Origin of the sequence: Hymenobacter psychrotolerans DSM 18569, from assembly GCF_900142395.1 — a bacterium.
In the GTDB taxonomy this organism is placed as follows: Bacteria; Bacteroidota; Bacteroidia; order Cytophagales; family Hymenobacteraceae; genus Hymenobacter; species Hymenobacter psychrotolerans.
In genome coordinates, this window is the sequence record NZ_FRAS01000002.1 from 330,070 (window position 1) to 346,062 (window position 15,993).

Consider the following 15,993-nt stretch of genomic DNA (forward strand, 5'->3'; position numbering starts at 1 on the left):
GTCGGGCTCACACGGCCCAGCTCCCTTGGTATTGCAAAAGTACGTGATTCTGCGCAAGCGGTTCCTGCTGAGCTACTGCACGCAGCATCGGTAAAGAAATCAGTCCGCTAAAAAACCGGTAAACTCGCTCCGCTGTTAGGCTTTCTCCCGACCTTTGCCGGGTATGCTTCCGTTGTAGTTTTCCTTTTGCTGATGTTGTTGCGCAAAACCATACTTCTGCCCCTGTTGCTCGTGCTGCTCACGGCGCTGGGGGCCGTCGCCCAGATTCTGACTCCTACCAAGCTGAGCGCGGCTGTAAGCCAGCCTGCTGCCAAAGTAGGCGAGGAGATTGACCTTATCGTGAATGCCCGCATCGATGACAAGTGGCACCTCTACGCCACCGATTTCGACCCCGATTTGGGGCCGGTGCCCTTCACGTTTTCATTTACGAAAAGCTCCGCCTACGAGCTGGTCGGCCCGCCCAAATCGGTAGGCTCGCAGAAGCATTTTGATGAGATTTTCAAAGGCGACGTCACGTATTTCGTAAAAACCGGCCAGATAAAGCAGCGCATCCGGTTGCTGCAGCCCGGCGCCCTCACCATCAAGGCCGACGTGGAGTTCCAGAGCTGCACCGATGTGGATGGCCGCTGCATTCCCGGCGAGGAAGCGCTGAGCTTCGGCCCGCTGCAGGTAACGGGCACGGCCATAGCGCCCACTGCTACGCCCGCCACCGGCCCCGCGGCTCCGCCTAAAACGCCGGACGGGGCCGCCCTCACGCCCGAGGCCCCGGCCACTGCAGCAGCTTCTCCGGATACCGCTGCCCCGGCGGCGGCCATTGTAGCCCCCGACTCGGCTGCAGCCGTCAGGGCCGCGGCCATGGAGCCGGCGGATGATGCCGGTGCCGCAGCCGGCCCGGCTGAGCCCGAGAAAGAAGGCCTCTGGGCATTTGCCTTCGGGGCTTTTTTGTTTGGGTTGGGTGCCCTTATCACGCCCTGCGTTTTCCCCCTCATCCCGATGACCGTTTCGTATTTCACGAGCGGCTCCGACAGCCGGCAGCGCGGCATCTTCAAGGCCGTGGTCTATGGGCTGTCCATCATCTTCATTTATGTGGTGGTCGGGCTGCTCGTAACGGTACTGCTGGGCGCCGATGGGCTCAACCTCATCAGCACCCACTGGCTGCCCAACCTGATTTTCTTTGCCGTTTTCGTAGTCTTCGGGCTGTCGTTTCTGGGGCTGTTCGAAATTACGCTGCCGCACGGCATGGTGAATAAGATTGATGCGCAGGCCGACAAAGGGGGCTGGGGAGGCGTCTTCTTCATGGCTCTCACGCTGGTAGTAGTGTCGTTTTCGTGCACCGGGCCCATTGTGGCTACCATCCTGACCATGGCTGCGCAGGGGCAGCGCCTTACGCCCATCATCGGGATGCTGGGCTTCTCGCTGGCTTTTGCGCTGCCCTTCACGCTGTTTGCCATTTTTCCAGCCTGGCTGAAAAGCCTGCCTCGCTCTGGCGGCTGGCTGAACACCGTAAAAGTGGTGCTGGGCTTCGTGGAGCTGATGCTGGCGCTCAAATTCCTGAGCATGGCCGACCTGGCTTATCACTGGAACCTGCTCCCGCGCGACATCTATCTGGTACTCTGGATTGCACTTTCGGGGCTGCTAGGGCTCTACCTGCTGGGCCGCTTCAAACTCTCCCACGACTCTGACCTGACGCACCTGAGCGTAGGTCGGCTGCTGATGGCCGTGCTGGCATTCAGCTTTATGACGTATCTGGTGCCGGGCCTGTTTGGCGCGCCGCTGCCCTTGCTGGCGGGCTACCTGCCGCCGCAGAGTCGCAACGATTTTTCATTAAGCGCCGGTGCGGGGCTGCCCGCGGCCCTTCCTGATACGCAATGCGAAGCACCCCGCTATGGCGAATTTCTGGAACTGCCGCATGGCCTGCAGGGCTTCTTCGACCTGGAGCAGGCTCAGCGGTGCGCAAAAGCCCAGAACAAGCCCATTTTCATTGATTTCACGGGCCATGCCTGCGTAAACTGCCGCAAGATGGAAGCTACCGTCTGGAAGGATCCGCAGGTGCTTAAGCGGCTGCGCGACGACTTCGTGGTAGTGGCCCTGTACGTGGACGATAAAGCGCCACTGCCCAAGAGCGAATGGTATACTTCCACGTTCGATAACAAAGAAAAAACCACGCTGGGCAAGAAAAACGCGGATCTGCAGCTGTCGGGGTTCAACGTGAATGCACAGCCCTACTACGTGCTGCTCGACCCCAACGCGCCCGCCGACCTGCAGCATGTACTTACCACGCCCATTGCCTACGAGCCTGACGTAGAGGCTTTCGTGAAGTTTCTGGACAACGGATTAGCCCGCTTCCGGCAGCAGCAAGCCGCTGCTGGCAAATAGCAGGCCTCAGACCCTAAACACAGACAACCCGCACGGCAGCTAAGGCTGGCGGCGGGTTGTCTGCTGTTTTTCTGGAAGTTGTGGCGGGCGGTTGTGGAGAATGCCTATACACAGTTGGCAACACATAGCACGAGGCTGCAAAAGACACGGCCCAGTGGCCCCATTTTGCGAATTTTGCCTGTAATACGCCGTTTGGTTAGAATATAGGTAAGCCCTAGAGGTATATTTTCCTTTTCTTTGCACCTATCAACCGCAGTTCCGGCCCATTCTGGCTGAGCCGGCACAGTGGTTGTTCTGAATAGTAGCAACAAAAAAGGCGGCACCCACCCAGATGCCGCCTCTTGAAAAGGAACGCACCCACCCAGATACGTCCCGGTTTTTCCCTCCTCACATAGTCCACCCAATTTGTTGTAGAAGAAGGAGTTGCGCCTTCCTGGTGTGGCTTGCCAGCCGCTCGGCCAGCTTCACCCAGCTCATCTTCCTCGTAGAGAGAAAAACATGCCTGCCAGTATCATCACTCTACAGTTGTGGTTGTCTCACGCCGTCTGCGTAGGATTATGACAAATGTAAGTGAAAGCCTCTAATTGTAAAAATTTAGCATTGCTTTGGCTAAAAATTTACAATGTTTTCTAAAAACACCCCTGTTGATTGAAATATATATAGTCAAACGACTTTAAAATGGCCAAGAATTACGAACTTGACGACACCGACCGCAAAATCCTGGACTTATTGATTCAGGATGCCAAAACTCCCTACACTGAAATTGCCCGTAAAGTGCACGTCTCGGGAGGCACGGTGCATGTGCGCATGGCCCGGCTCGAGGAGTTGGGGATTGTGAAAGGCTCGACGCTGAAGATTGATTATCAGAAGCTAGGCTACGGTGTAAATGCGTTTTTGGGCATTTATCTGCTGAAAAGCTCCGTGTATTCCAGTGTAGCCCAGCAGCTGCGGGCCATTCCGGAAGTGGTTAGCATTCACTTCACTACGGGGGCCTATGGCATTTTCGCTCGCCTCGTGTGCCGCGACACGCAGCACCTGCGCGATGTGCTTCATGACCAGATGCAGCCCATTGAAGGTATCGAGCGGACCGAAACCCTTATCGTGCTGGAAGAAACGCTGAACCGGCCCATTCAACTGCTGTAATAGCTGTGCGCTTGATGTCAGGCCGTTTCCGAGCAGGAAACGGCCTTTTCGTGTTGGAAGAGGATGTGCTTCCGCTGCGTAGAGCAGGGTTTCCGGCAGCCGTACAGCAATAGGACTATCGGTTTGCGGCTCTCAGTATTCTGGCATGAGTAGGTATAAGCCAAGCCACTGGCACTAAGTATAGTAGCGTAAATAGATTTTCCTGAACAATTCGGATAGTGCTTGGGCAGCGGGCGGAGAAGTAGTATATTTCCTGAGCTAATATGCCTGAGGTTATGCTGACGAAGTTCTGGTTTATTGTGTTTTCGGGAATACTGCTAAGCCTGCCAGTGGCCGCAGTGGCGCAGAGCATGCCGGCCGTATACCTGAACAGCCGCGACGAAGCTACTGTGCCCGACAGCGCCACGCACTACCGCATTGTAGACCGGAAAAACGAGCTGCTCGGCACGTATCCTATGCGTGAGTATGCGCTGAACGGCACGCTGCTGCTGCGCGGCACGCTAACCTCCCTCGACCCCGTAGTGCGCACTGGCCTGCTGACGTGGTACCATCCCAACGGAACCAAGGCCGCGCAGGTGCAGTACCAAAACGATGAAGCTGACGGCCTGTACGTGGCCTGGTACGAAGACGGGCGCGTAAGCCAGCGCGGCGAATACTCCAACGGGCAGCGGGTGGGCCCCTGGATCAGCGTACATCGGAACGGACAAAAACGGTCGAAGGGAAGCTATGCGGCGGGCCAGCCGGTAGGGGAGTGGCGCTACTTTTACCGCAACGGCCAGCTAAGCGCAATAGAGCTGCCCAGCCGGGAGAAAGGGCCAGCACTGGCCTTCTTTAATGAGGATGGCTCGGCGTATGCCGGAAAGTTGCATAGGCGCCAGCTGCCGGCTTTTCCGGGCGGCGAGGAAGCCATGCTCAGCTATGTCGCCCGGACCACAACTTATCCCCGGAGTACGCGCCGCAAAGGCATTACCGGCAAAGTACTGGTGAGCTACACCGTCGACGAGAACGGACAAGTAGGGCAGGTGCAGGTGGTGCAGGGACTCTCACCCGAAGCCGACCTCGAAGCGCGCCGCGTAGTAGCCAGCCTGCCCGCTTTCGAGCCCGGCCGCGAGTACAACGTGCCGACGGCCATGACCTTTACCGTGCCCATTCACTTCTCGCCCAGCTTTTCGCTGTTCAATGGGGTACGGCCGCCGCAGGTGCCCCCTACCGAAGCCCGCGCCGCCTCTCCCGACGATATGTATTGAGGCCCGCACCAGCTGTGCTACTTCCTCAAGAGCGGCAGGGTAAGGCCAGCAGCGCTGGAAGCTGAGAGTCCCGTTAAACAAGAAGCGCCGCCTCGAAACCGAGGCGGCGCTTCTCATTAGGCAGAAAGCAGAATTAAGCAGTTACCTGCGCATCCAGCTTCTGGGCCAGTACGTGCTTCGGCACTGCACCTACCTGCTTGTCCACAACCTGGCCGTTCTTGAATACGAGCAGCGTCGGGATGCTGCGGATACCGAACTTGGCAGAAGTCTGCGGGTTGGAGTCTACGTCAACTTTACCGATAACGGCTTTGCCTTCATACTCACCAGCCAGCTCCTCTACCACCGGGCCTACCATGCGGCAGGGGCCGCACCATTCGGCCCAGAAGTCCACGAGCACGGGTTTGTCGGAGTTGATGATCTGGTCGAAGTTAGCATCGGTAATTTCGATGGCTTTATGTCCCATGACGGAAGGGGGTTTGTGACGGTGAAAAATGCTTCTTACGAATCTTGGGGCTGCAAGGTAGCAGATTGCGTTTCAACAAGGCACACGCCAGAAAGTTCGACGTTTATTCTGGCCGTTTTTTGTGCGGCCTAGCTGAACCGTGCAGAAGCAGCCCAACCGCTATTTTTCCTTCTTATCCAGCACAAAGCTTAGGTCGCGGCTGTATTCCTGCGCCCGGTTGCGCAGCTTATAAAACACGTACAAATTGAAGAAGTGCATGCCGCCCAGGATCAGAATGATGGTGCCGATTTTGATGCTGAGCGTTTCTACGCTCTGCTGGTAGCTACTGATTACATCGGTGCTGCGGAGCGTGAGGGTGGCGTAGCCGATGTTGATAAGGTAAAATCCGGTCAGAAGCAGTTTGTTGACGGAATCGGCCAGCGCCTCATTCCCGTGGAAGATGTCGACCAGAAAAGTGCGGCCGTTTGTGAATAAAGTGCGGGCTACCCATACCGTAAGCAGCACCGTGACGGGCAGATACACGCCGTACACCAGCAGATAGTAGTTCATGACGTTGGGGTGTTGAAGGTGAAAAAATGTGAAAAAGTGGAAGTGAAATCCGCTGGGTTCAGCCGCCAGCGCCGGTTTGCGAGTGTGGTGCGCAGGAGCTAAGGCAGGTGCGGCAGCAGGTCGTGCAGGGCCGCCGCGCAGGAAGGATACCGGAACCTGAAGCCTGCCTCCAGCAGCCGTTGTGGCACTACCTTGCGGCTTTTGAGGATGAGCTCGGTTTCGGTGCGCAGCACAAACGCTCCTATTTCGAGTAGCCACCGGGGCTGCGGCAGGTGCCAGCGTGGCTGGTAGTGCCGGTCAAGCAGCGCGTTGAACTCGAAGTTGCGGAGCGGCTGCGGCGCGCATAGATTGAAAGCTCCTTCCAGTGCCGGATGGGCTATCAGATACTCCACCGCCCGGCAGAAATCAGCAATGTGCAGCCAGCTGATCCACTGCTGCCCGTCGCCTTGGGGCGTGCTGAGGCCGAAGCGCGCCAGCCGCGCCATCATGGGTAGCGCGCCGCCATCGGGGCCCAGCACAATGGCAGTACGCAGCACCAGGCGGCGCGTGTGGGGCGTGGCCGCCAGCCGAAACTCAGCCTCCCATTTCTGCGCCACCATCTCCGAAAACTCCCGCCCAATCTGGCCGGCAGCCTCTGTGTTGGCCGGCTCATCGGCCGGAGTATGCCGGTAGATAGTGGCGGTGGAGGAGTTGAGCCACACGGCCGGTGGGTTTCGGCAGGCCGCCACTGCTTCGCCCAGAACCCGGGTGCTTTCGGTGCGGCTGCGCGTTATGGCGTATTTATTAAGCGCATGGTAGCGGCAATCTACGGAGCGGCCCGCCAGGTTGAGCAGCACGGCTGCCCCTTCCAGCTCCGCCGCCCAAGGACCCAGCGTACGGCCGTCCCACTGCACCGTATGCCCGCTGGCCGAGCGGCCCAGCACTACTATCTGGTAGCCAAGCTGAGTGAAATGCTGCGCCAGATGCCGACCCAGAAAACCGTTGCCACCCGCGAGAATCATTTTAGGCCGTTCCATACTCTTATAAGCTGTGCGTGAAGAATGAAGGCAAGGGTTGGGGGTAGGTGTTAGGTGATATGGTACTTTCAGTAAAAATTGAAATATGATAATAAAAAAATAAGCTGGCGTATTAATTCGGGCGCATAAGCTTCATGAAGGTGCTCACAAACCAGTTCTCATCAGCCTTGATGAGAGTGGAAGCGGCCCGGTTCGCAAAGCCCGCGAAATTCTGGATGCTGGCTATCATCTGCGTGAAGGCCACCGTTTCCTCAGGGGTAGCAGCAGGGGATGTTTCTACCTGGCTGATTTCGCCCAGCACGCGCAGAATGGGCTCCAGTTCCCGCTTGCGGCGCTCCTGCAGAATCAGAGTGGCCACTTTGTGAATGTCTTTCTCGGCCGAGAAATATTCGCGTCGCTCGCCGGGGCGCAGCTCCTTGCGCACAATGCCCCAGTCCATCAGGGCGCGCACGTTCATGTTCACGTTGCCCCGCGAAATCTGCAGCTGCTCCATAATGTCCTCGGTGCTCAGCGCCCCTACTGATATCAGCAACAAGGCATGCACCTGCGCCATCGTGCGGCTCACGCCCCAGGCCGAGCCCAGGGTGCCCCAGCCTTCAATGAATCTGCGCCTGGCTTCGTCGAGTTGCATGGTGTAAATATAGAAGAAGGTCTTGAACTTTCAATAAAAATTGAAAGAATATTTTCACTGCCTCACCTTCCCTTATTCTTAAGCCGGACTCTGGCGCGAAAATCCTCTATTGCATCGTGCCAGCCGTCGACAGAAGTGGCGGAGTCGAGACGCGTAAACCGGCGTCCGTTCAACAGTAGTGTGTCTTGTGCCAGGTCAGGTGACATATGTATAGCAACGGGAGAGATGAAACCCGTGCAACCTTGTCGGAAGGTAATGGAGTCGGCTGTTTGATTTAGGGTGGCGCTTTGTTGGCCGTAGTAGTTGGCCATGGTGAGAAACCTGCCACTTTTATAGATGATCATATCATCGGGAAGCATATCGGCTTCCGCTTGCTTTAGGCAATGCCAAGCTCCCCTCAGTCGGGCTTCTGTAAGCTTTGGCTTTTCCTGGCAGCTACTCAGAAACAGTATTGTTAGAAACGAAAGTAGCAGCTGACGCATAGGATAATGGGTGTAACGGAAGTTGATTGCAACGAATAACGCAGGTGCTGCTACCAGAAGCAACACCTGCGTTAGCAATTGACTACATGCGCAATCAGCCTAAATCAGCTGGCAGGCGTCGATTTCCATTTCGCGCATTTTGCGGATGAACTCTTTGGGCTCGATGCGGTAGCGGCGGGAGTAGGTGTCAACGGCCAGGTGCTCGTGCGGCTCCGCGAACTTGATTTCGAGCTTTTTAGAGCCCGCGCAACCTTCTACAGCCTCCATAAAACGGTCCATGAAGGGCTCCGTGATGGTGCGCAGGTCCAGCTGCACGCGCACGCCGTTGGCGAGCTTCTCGGCCACGTTGAACAGCGGCTCCATGGTCATGATCTTGAACTCGAACTGGTCGGAGTCGCGGAAGCGCTGGGCGTATTTGCCCCGGATGAACATGGGCGGCACCTGCTCCTTGTCGTAGTTACGCGGGTTAATCAGGGCCGAAAACTTCGAGTAGTCGTCGCGGAACAGCGCCAGGTTCAGGCTCGATTCGTAGTCTTCAATGTTGAAGCTCACGAAGGGCTGGCCGGTTTTGGTGGTCTTGAACTGGACGTTGGAAATCAGGCCCGCTACCGTAATGTCGCGGTTTTTGTAGCTCTCAATCTTGTCCAGGCCACAGGTGCAGTACGAGTCGATTTCCAGCTTGAAGTCATCAAGCGGGTGCCCTGAGAGGTAGAAGCCTACTACTTCCTTCTCGCGGCGCAGCTTCTCGGTGGGGCTCCACAGCTCCATGTCCTGAATCTTGGGCATCGGAATGGCCATCATGTCGCCACCGCCGCCAAAGAGGCTCTGCTGCGCCGATTCTTTGGCTGCCTGGTGCTGCTGGCCCACTTTCATGGCCTTCTCGATGACGTTCTGGTCATTGGAAGCCGGAGCCTCAATGTACTGGCGGCGGTGGTAGCGCTCAAACGAGTCGAAGGCGCCGGCCTGGGCCATGCTCTCGAAGGTTTTCTTGTTCACGGCCCGCAGGTTTACGCGGCGCGAGAAGTCGAAAATATCTGCGTACGGCCCGTTTTTGTCGCGCTCCTGCACAATTTCCTCCACGGCCGCTTCGCCGGCGCCCTTCACGGCCGCCATCCCAAAACGAATCTGGCCCTGGGTGTTCACGTTGAACTTCAGGATAGATTCGTTCACGTCGGGGCCCAGCACGGCTACACCCTGCTTGCGGGCTTCCTCAATAAAGAACGTCACCTTCTTGATGTCGCCCATGTTGTTGGTGAGCACGGCGGCCATGTACTCGGCGGGGTAGTGGGCCTTGAGGTAGCCGGTCTGGTAGGCCACTACCGAGTAGGCGGCAGAGTGGGAGCGGTTGAAGCCATAGGCCGCAAACTTCTCCATCACGTCGAACACCTCGTTGGCCTTTTTGGCCTTGATGCCGTGGAGCTTCTCGGCGCCCTCGCAGAATTTCTCCCGCTCCAGGGCCATCTTCTTCATGTCCTTCTTACCCATGGCCCGGCGCAGCAAGTCGGCGCCGCCGAGGGAGTAGCCGGCCAGAATCTGGGCCGTCTGCATGATCTGCTCCTGGTACACCATAATGCCCTGGGAGTAGTTCAGAATAGGCTCCAGCAGCTCGTGCGGGTAGTCCACCGTTTCGCGGCCGTGCTTGCGGTTGATGAAGTTCGGGATGAACTGCATCGGGCCCGGCCGGTACAAGGCGTTCATGGCAATCAGGTCCTCAATGTTGGTGGGCTTGAGGTCCTTGAGGTACATGCGCATGCCCTCGGACTCGAACTGAAACGTGCCAATCGTGTCGCCGCGCTGGTACAGCTCGTAGGTTTTCTGGTCGTCAATCGGAATGGCGTCAATGTCGATTTTGACGCCGTGATTCTTCTCAATCAGGTTGATGGCATCGACGATGATGGTCAGGGTTTTCAGCCCCAGAAAGTCCATCTTGAGCATCCCCGCCGACTCAATCACCTTGCCATCAAACTGCGTGATGAGCAGGTCCGAGTCCTTGGACGTGGAAACGGGAATGTACTTCGTGATGTCGTCGGGGGCGATGATAACGCCGGCCGCGTGGATACCGGTGTTGCGCACGGAGCCTTCCAGCTTCTCGGCGAGGCGCAGAATCTGACCGCGTAAGTTGTCGGGGGCGTCGTCGCGCCGGATCATGTCCAGCTCCTGGTTTTCGGCAAACGCCTTCTGCAGCGTGGTGCCCACCTGGTCGGGCACCATCTTCACCAGGTCGTTGGCTACCGGCAGCGGCAGCTCCATGGCCCGCGACACGTCCTTGATGCTGGATTTGGCGGCCATGGTCCCGAAGGTGATGATCTGGGCCACCTGGGTTTTGCCGTACTTGTCCACCACGTAGTCAATCACGCGCTGGCGGTTCACGTCGTCGAAGTCGATGTCGATATCGGGCATCGACACGCGCTCCGGGTTCAGGAAACGCTCGAACAGCAGCGAGTACTTAATCGGGTCGATGTTGGTGATGCCAATGCAGTAGGCCACTGCCGAGCCCGCCGCCGAGCCCCGACCGGGACCTACGGCCACGCCAATGTTACGACCGTGGTTGATGAAGTCCTGGGTGATGAGGAAGTAGCCCGCAAAGCCCATGGTTTCAATCACGCGCAGCTCATAGTCCAAGCGTTCCTCAATCTCCGGCGTGCGCTCTGAGTAGCGTGCTTTAGGTCCTTCGAATGCGCCCTTGAAGGTAAGGTGACGCAGGAAGGCGTCGGCGGTGGGGTGCTCGGGAGGAAGGGGGAAGTTGGGGAGCAGAATGTCGCGCTGCAGCTTAGGTGGCGTGATTTTGTCCACAATCTCGTTGGTGTTGTCCACGCTTTCCGGTACATCGGCGAACAGCGCGTTCATCTCCTCCTGCGTCTTGAAGTAGAACTGGTCGTTGGCGAAACCGAAGCGCGCACGCGGCTTGGGGCTCTGCGCTTCCTCATCAATGCGCTGCAACTGCCGCCGAATAGCCGCATCCTGCCCGGAGAGCGGGCGCAGGTTGTCGAGGTGGTCGTAGAGAACCTTGTTGTCCTGAGAAATCAGGCGGAAGTATTGGGTCTGGAAGTCCCCTACGGGGATGCTGTGCTCCTCGCCGGTATTCACGCAGAGCAGAATATCGTGGGGCGCGAAGTCGGTCTGGTCAACGTAGTGCGAGTCGTTGGTGCAGATAATCTTCACGTTGTACTTCTTGGCTAGGCCTAGGAGCACTTGGTTCACGTCTTCCTGGCTCTTGCCGGTGCCATCGAAGTTCATCAGGCCGTGGCGCTGAATCTCGATGTAGTAGTCGTCCTCGAATACATCCAGCCACCACTTCAGCAGTTCTTCGGCTTTGGCTTCGCTCTCGAACAGGATAGCCTGCGGAATCTCGGCGCCAATGCAGCAGGAGGTAGCAATCAGGCCCTCGTGGTACTTCAGCAGAATCTCCTTATCAATACGCGGAAACTTGCTGTACACGCCCTCAATGAAGCTCATAGAGCAGAGCTTAGCGAGGTTGTGGTAGCCAGCCTGGTCTTTGGCCAGCAGCAGTTGGTGGTAACGCTTGTCCCGCTCGCCTTTCTCGCGGCTGAAGGTTTTTTTGTGGCGGTCGGCCACCATGTAGAACTCGCAGCCCACAATCGGCTTCACGTTGTACTTGTTGGCTTCGGCCACGAAGTTGAACGCCCCGAACATGTTGCCGTGGTCGGTGAGGGCTACGGCGGGCATGCCATCGGCCTGGGCCTTTTTCATCAGGGCGCCAATGCTGGCCTGGCCATCAAGAAGGGAATATTGGGTGTGCGAATGAAGGTGCGAGAAAACGGGCATGGGCAACTAACTGCGGGCCGTTAGGGCACGAAGTATTAAGTAAAGTTACCCACGAAATGGCGGCCGGGAAAGAGTGCATGGCAACGGATTTTGGCGTATCAGTAGAAAAGAAAGGCCCGCCAGCTGCCCCGCCCACCACACCGCTGACCATATTCCGGGCCTGCTGCCTGCGTAAAACGCAGCTCTGCCGGAGCGAATGTAAAACGCAAAAAGGCCGCCCTGCAAGGCGGCCTTTTCGAGGGGGAGGCTGTAGCGGATGAGGCTGTTAGTTCGCCTGCTGAATAGTCAGCACTTCGCCTATGCGCACATTATTATCGGATTTGCTATTCCAGGCCTGAATATCGGCGGGCTTTACCTTGTAGTGGCGGGCAATGCCGAACAGGGTTTCGCCCTTTACTACCGTGTGCTGCCGCGCACTGCTTACAGTAAATTCGATGGGTTTTGCCGGAGCCAGACTGGTGGCCGGAGCGGCGGCCGCTACCGCAATAGCCGGTTTAGTGGTACCCACGAAGCCGGATTTCTGCAGCCGGTCAGCTGCCGCTTTTAGCTCAGGGTTTTTGGCAGTGCGGGCGCTGAAGCTGCGGTATTGCGGGCTGCGCATCAGGGTTTGCAGCTCTACCTGCCAGGGCTGCTGGCGCAGGCGCTTGGCCAGTTGCTGCTGCTGCTCGCGGGGCAGGCTGGCAGTATAGTGGCTCAGGCGCTGATTGTAGGCCGGCATCTGCTGCAGAGCCGACTCAATGAGCTGTGTGGCGCGGGCATCGTCGGGTTCGTTGTAGATGGCCCGAAGCTGCCGCACACTGGTTTGCACCAGCCCCGACATCACCCGAACAGAGTCTTCCGACAAAGCCACTGGCTTATCGACAGGCGCCTGCTGGGCATGGCTGGCAAAAGAGAGAGGCAGCAGCAGGCTGCCCAGCGACAAAACGCGAGAGAAAAAACGCATTCTAAAAGTGTTTCTATACTTCTGAGTTGAAAAAGAGAAAGGCTATTTCGCGGGCTGCACCAGCAGCACTTCGCCGGGCTTCACATTGAAATCGGGCTTGTTGTTCCACTCCATAATCTGCTTGATAGTGACGCCATACTTGCGCGAAATAGCATACATCGACTCGCCGGCCGTCACCGTGTGGCGCACCGTGGCGGCCGGGGCCGGATTGCTGCTGGTCGGGGCCGTGGCCGCTGGGGCAGCAGCGGGTTTGGCAGCCGGCGGCGTGGCGGGCACCGCCACCGATTTGGGCTGATAGATACCGGAACGAGCCGCTGGCGACGGAGCAGATGCCGCGGGCGCCGCAGTGGGTGCCGCCTCCTCAGCCGTTACGCGCAGCACTTGGCCCAGCCGCAGAGAAGGGTTTTGGGGCAGATTGTTCCAGGCTACTAGGTCGGCGGGGCGCAGGCCGTAGCGGCGGGCCACGGAGTAGAGCGTTTCCTTGGGCTGCACGGTGTGCAGGCCGTTGGCAGGAATGGCTTCTACCGTGCCAGCGTTGGCTGCAGGAGCTACCGGCGGCACTGGTTTGGGCGTGCTGGCAGTAGCAGGTGCCGGTGCGGCGGCGGGTGTGGCCGCAGTAGTGACAGGTTTGGCAGCTGGGGCCGCGGGTTTAGTGGCCGGCCGGGGCGCCGGAGTGGCGGCTACCTCTTCGGTTTCTGCGGTTGGCTCATCACCAATAGGAGCGGAGGTAGGCAGCGCTTTGCGGGCGGGAAGCGGAGCTGGCTGACTGGCTGCCGGGACTGCCGGACGCGGCGCAGGGCTGGCCGCCACTGCCGGCGACTTGGGAGCCGGCGTTGCTGAAGGGGCCGGCGCCAGGTCGTTCAGGTTTTCGGTGGTGGCGTCGGTGGCACTGTCGGGCTGCGTAACGACGCCTGTGATGGTAGGTTCGTCGGAGCCTTCCACGGCATCTTCCAGCACGCGTACGGCGCTGGCCGTTTTGCCCATATAGGGCTCGGTTTCGTCGATGCGGCGCTTTTTAGGCGCGGGCTTGGCCGCGGGAGCTTCTGCTGCTGGCGCTGGCGCGGCTGCTATCGGCTTGCTGCTCGGCCGCTCGAAGGCTGCCAGGGCTGCCTCGTTTTTGCTGTCGGCGTACTCAATGGCTACCTCCTTGGGACGGGTGTGCTTGAGCCACAGAATACGGCCCGGGCGCAGCTCCTCGTTGCGGGGCATGCGGTTTTTGCTCCAGATGGCCTTGGCCCGGATACCGTATTTCTGCGACACTGTGGCCACACTTTCGCCGGCCTGCGCCACATGGTATTCCACCTCGCTCTTGTCGCGCTTCTTCTGCACGAAGTAGGGCTGGCCCACCACAATGTTGTCGAAGGCGAACAAGTCGTTGTACTGCATGAACCGGCGCACCTTAAGTCCGGCCCGCTTCGCCAGACTTTCCTTGGTCTCGCCGGGCAGCGCCACGAGGGCCCGCAGGCCGTTCACCCGCACGTACTCCGCGTTCTGCGGGTCGGGCTGGGGGGCGTTGAGGAGCTGGCCGGCGGTGGCGTTTTTTTGCTGCGCCGCCATAGCCGTCAGTTGCAGCGGGTCCGTAACGGGCACCAGCACCGTGTAAATTCGGTCGGTGGGTACGGTGGGAGCCAGCAGCCAGCGGTTGTGCTTCAGCAGCTCGGCGGGCTCTACCTGCAGGCTTTGGGCCAGTACCGCCAGCGGCTGCCCGGCCGGAGCCGGAAACTCCTGCAGCAGCATGGGCGGCTTGGGGTTGTGCCCCACGGCGGGCTCATAAGCCAGCTTATGGGCGAGCATGGTCAGAATGTAGGTGTGCGTCTTCTCGGAAATTTCCATTTCCGTGGCGTCGAAGTCGGTGGGCAGCGTGTAAGGCTTCACGCCGGTGGCGCCCAGGTTGTAGCTCAGCAGCGTGTTCACCCAGTTGTGCAGGGCGTTGTTGTTGCGCTTGAGGTATTTGGCGGCTGCCTGCGTCGAGGCCACAATGTGCTTGCGCTCATCCACCACATCGTTCATCACTACCCCATAGTCGGCGGCCGACTCGCGCTTGAACTGCCAGTAGCCTATAGCATCGGAAATGCTCTGCGCATCGCCCTGCAGGCCGCTTTCCTGAATGGCCAGAAAGCGGAAATCCAGCGGCAGGGCTTCCTGCTGAAACACCCGCTCGATGATGGGGAAGTAGGCGTCGGCCAGGTTTACGCGGGCCTGGAAGGAGGCTGGATGGCTGCGCAGGGCGTCTACCTTCTGCTGCACAGCGCGGCGGCCGCCCTCGGTGAGGCGCAGGTGCAGGCCGGCAAAATCGAGGGTAGCGGGCACCGGAACGCTCTGAGCCGCCGCCAGCAGCGGCAGCCAGCAAAGCAGCGCGAGTACGAGTTTTTTCATGGGTGAGCAGGTTCTCATTCCCACAAAGTAGGCGAAAACCGGCCGGGAAACGAAACGCCAGCCTCAGGCTGGCGTTTTTGTTTGCTAAGAAGCGGGGTGCAGTTGCCCCCCCTGTACCCCGAAGCGGTGCTTCGGCCGAACGACCGGACAGTGGGCCTGCACGGGCCGAAGCACCGCTTCGGGGTACTGCCAAGCAGTTGCCGCTGGCGCCAACAGCTGCCTGGGGCCGGGCTAGGCGGCCAGCGTGGCGCGGTGGGCGGCAATGCCGTCCTTGACGCTGGAAAGGGTGGCTACCTGCTGGGCTACCTGCTCGGCATCGACGGCGGCCAGGAAGCGGGCCAGGCCGGTGGCCTGGCGCTGGCGCTTGGCCAGGCGGGTGCGCTGCACGCGCAGGGCAGCCAGCTCGTCGGTGGTGGTTTCGCGGGTTTCGTCGTCGATGCCGGCGGTGGCCAGCACGGCTTCGGAAGAGGCAATGCGGGCCTCGACGCGGGCCAGCTGGCTGCTGGTGCTGGCCTGGGTGCGGTCGGCCCGCTCGTCGGCCAGCTCGCCGGTGGCGTCGCGGGTCAGATAGGTTTTTAGCTCGAATTCTACCTCCGCCAGCGCGGCGTCGCACTCGGCACGGGTGGTGAGGGTATCGTATTTCAAGTTCATAAAGGGGAGAAAAAGAGGTAAGTGAGAAAATAAGTTGACGTCAATAAACCTTATTCGGACAGTTTGGGGAATTTATCGGGCGCGTAGAGGCGCAGGGGACTGCGCACGCGTAGGTTGTGCAGCCCGCAGGCGACCACGATGACCGTGTCGCGCCGCCACTGGCCGCGCAAGCGCAGCGTGTCCTGTACCATGCGCAAGCGCTTCATTCCGGTGGGCATGCTCGATGACCACGCGTAAGGGGCTCAGCAAGTGGTTGTACAGCTGCTGAGCGAAGGTCAACTCCCGCTTCGGCGGCTTCTTGTGGGGCATCTCCACCACCACGCCGGCCGG

12 protein-coding genes are annotated in these 15,993 nt (G+C 59.1%); 3 read left to right on the forward strand and 9 right to left on the reverse strand.

Annotation, left to right across the window (positions count from 1 at the left end; all coding sequences use genetic code 11):
* Window positions 1-192 precede the first annotated feature (192 nt).
* The 3 genes from BUE15_RS04320 (at window position 193) to BUE15_RS04330 (ending at window position 4,766) form a co-directional block, all read left to right on the forward strand.
* Window positions 193-2,376 carry a protein-disulfide reductase DsbD family protein gene (locus BUE15_RS04320; RefSeq protein WP_073281461.1) on the forward strand — a complete coding sequence of 728 codons (2,184 nt, stop codon included), beginning with the start codon at window positions 193-195 and terminating at the stop codon, window positions 2,374-2,376.
* Between the two features lie 678 nt (window positions 2,377-3,054).
* The gene (locus tag BUE15_RS04325) at window positions 3,055-3,519 is read left to right on the forward strand and encodes an Lrp/AsnC family transcriptional regulator (protein ID WP_073281462.1); all 465 of its coding nucleotides are present in this window, start codon (window positions 3,055-3,057) and stop codon (window positions 3,517-3,519) included.
* Between the two features lie 263 nt (window positions 3,520-3,782).
* Entirely contained in the window at window positions 3,783-4,766 is a 984-nt protein-coding gene (locus BUE15_RS04330) for a TonB family protein (RefSeq protein WP_084548811.1), read from the forward strand.
* 133 nt (window positions 4,767-4,899) lie between these two features.
* On the opposite strand, the gene trxA is transcribed toward BUE15_RS04330, so the two are convergent.
* The 9 genes from trxA to BUE15_RS21885 form a co-directional block, all read right to left on the reverse strand.
* On the reverse strand, window positions 4,900-5,229 hold the full coding sequence (trxA, locus tag BUE15_RS04335; RefSeq protein WP_044003005.1) for a thioredoxin: 330 nt from the start codon (window positions 5,227-5,229) through the stop codon (window positions 4,900-4,902).
* Between the two features lie 159 nt (window positions 5,230-5,388).
* Entirely contained in the window at window positions 5,389-5,778 is a 390-nt protein-coding gene (locus BUE15_RS04340) for a hypothetical protein (RefSeq protein ID WP_073281464.1), read from the reverse strand.
* A gap of 98 nt (window positions 5,779-5,876) precedes the next feature.
* Complete coding sequence (locus tag BUE15_RS04345; protein WP_073281465.1) at window positions 5,877-6,794, reverse strand: TIGR01777 family oxidoreductase; 918 nt, start codon at window positions 6,792-6,794, stop codon at window positions 5,877-5,879.
* A gap of 112 nt (window positions 6,795-6,906) precedes the next feature.
* Entirely contained in the window at window positions 6,907-7,425 is a 519-nt protein-coding gene (locus BUE15_RS04350) for a GbsR/MarR family transcriptional regulator (RefSeq protein ID WP_073281466.1), read from the reverse strand.
* A 581-nt stretch (window positions 7,426-8,006) separates the two neighbouring features.
* On the reverse strand, window positions 8,007-11,693 hold the full coding sequence (gene dnaE, locus BUE15_RS04360; RefSeq protein ID WP_073281470.1) for a DNA polymerase III subunit alpha: 3,687 nt from the start codon (window positions 11,691-11,693) through the stop codon (window positions 8,007-8,009).
* Window positions 11,694-11,958: 265 nt separating this feature from the next.
* Window positions 11,959-12,636: a LysM peptidoglycan-binding domain-containing protein gene (locus BUE15_RS04365; RefSeq protein ID WP_084548812.1), complete on the reverse strand. Its 678-nt coding sequence runs from the start codon at window positions 12,634-12,636 to the stop codon at window positions 11,959-11,961.
* Between the two features lie 42 nt (window positions 12,637-12,678).
* The gene (locus BUE15_RS04370) at window positions 12,679-15,012 is read right to left on the reverse strand and encodes a LysM peptidoglycan-binding domain-containing protein (RefSeq protein WP_073281473.1); all 2,334 of its coding nucleotides are present in this window, start codon (window positions 15,010-15,012) and stop codon (window positions 12,679-12,681) included.
* Between the two features lie 231 nt (window positions 15,013-15,243).
* Window positions 15,244-15,663 carry a hypothetical protein gene (locus BUE15_RS04375; RefSeq protein WP_073281475.1) on the reverse strand — a complete coding sequence of 140 codons (420 nt, stop codon included), beginning with the start codon at window positions 15,661-15,663 and terminating at the stop codon, window positions 15,244-15,246.
* Between the two features lie 50 nt (window positions 15,664-15,713).
* Window positions 15,714-15,869 (reverse strand): hypothetical protein, encoded by a 156-nt coding sequence (locus BUE15_RS21885; RefSeq protein WP_170865158.1) that lies wholly within the window; start codon window positions 15,867-15,869, stop codon window positions 15,714-15,716.
* Window positions 15,870-15,993: the final 124 nt, after the last annotated feature.

Coding starts and splice junctions, on each gene's coding strand:
- BUE15_RS04320 (WP_073281461.1), top strand. CDS start 193: ATGTTGTTGCGCAAAACCATACTTCTGCCCCTGTTGCTCGTGCTGCTC.
- BUE15_RS04325 (WP_073281462.1), top strand. CDS start 3,055: ATGGCCAAGAATTACGAACTTGACGACACCGACCGCAAAATCCTGGAC.
- BUE15_RS04330 (WP_084548811.1), top strand. CDS start 3,783: ATGCCTGAGGTTATGCTGACGAAGTTCTGGTTTATTGTGTTTTCGGGA.
- trxA (WP_044003005.1), bottom strand. CDS start 5,229: ATGGGACATAAAGCCATCGAAATTACCGATGCTAACTTCGACCAGATC.
- BUE15_RS04340 (WP_073281464.1), bottom strand. CDS start 5,778: ATGAACTACTATCTGCTGGTGTACGGCGTGTATCTGCCCGTCACGGTG.
- BUE15_RS04345 (WP_073281465.1), bottom strand. CDS start 6,794: ATGGAACGGCCTAAAATGATTCTCGCGGGTGGCAACGGTTTTCTGGGT.
- BUE15_RS04350 (WP_073281466.1), bottom strand. CDS start 7,425: ATGCAACTCGACGAAGCCAGGCGCAGATTCATTGAAGGCTGGGGCACC.
- dnaE (WP_073281470.1), bottom strand. CDS start 11,693: ATGCCCGTTTTCTCGCACCTTCATTCGCACACCCAATATTCCCTTCTT.
- BUE15_RS04365 (WP_084548812.1), bottom strand. CDS start 12,636: ATGCGTTTTTTCTCTCGCGTTTTGTCGCTGGGCAGCCTGCTGCTGCCT.
- BUE15_RS04370 (WP_073281473.1), bottom strand. CDS start 15,012: ATGAAAAAACTCGTACTCGCGCTGCTTTGCTGGCTGCCGCTGCTGGCG.
- BUE15_RS04375 (WP_073281475.1), bottom strand. CDS start 15,663: ATGAACTTGAAATACGATACCCTCACCACCCGTGCCGAGTGCGACGCC.
- BUE15_RS21885 (WP_170865158.1), bottom strand. CDS start 15,869: ATGAAGCGCTTGCGCATGGTACAGGACACGCTGCGCTTGCGCGGCCAG.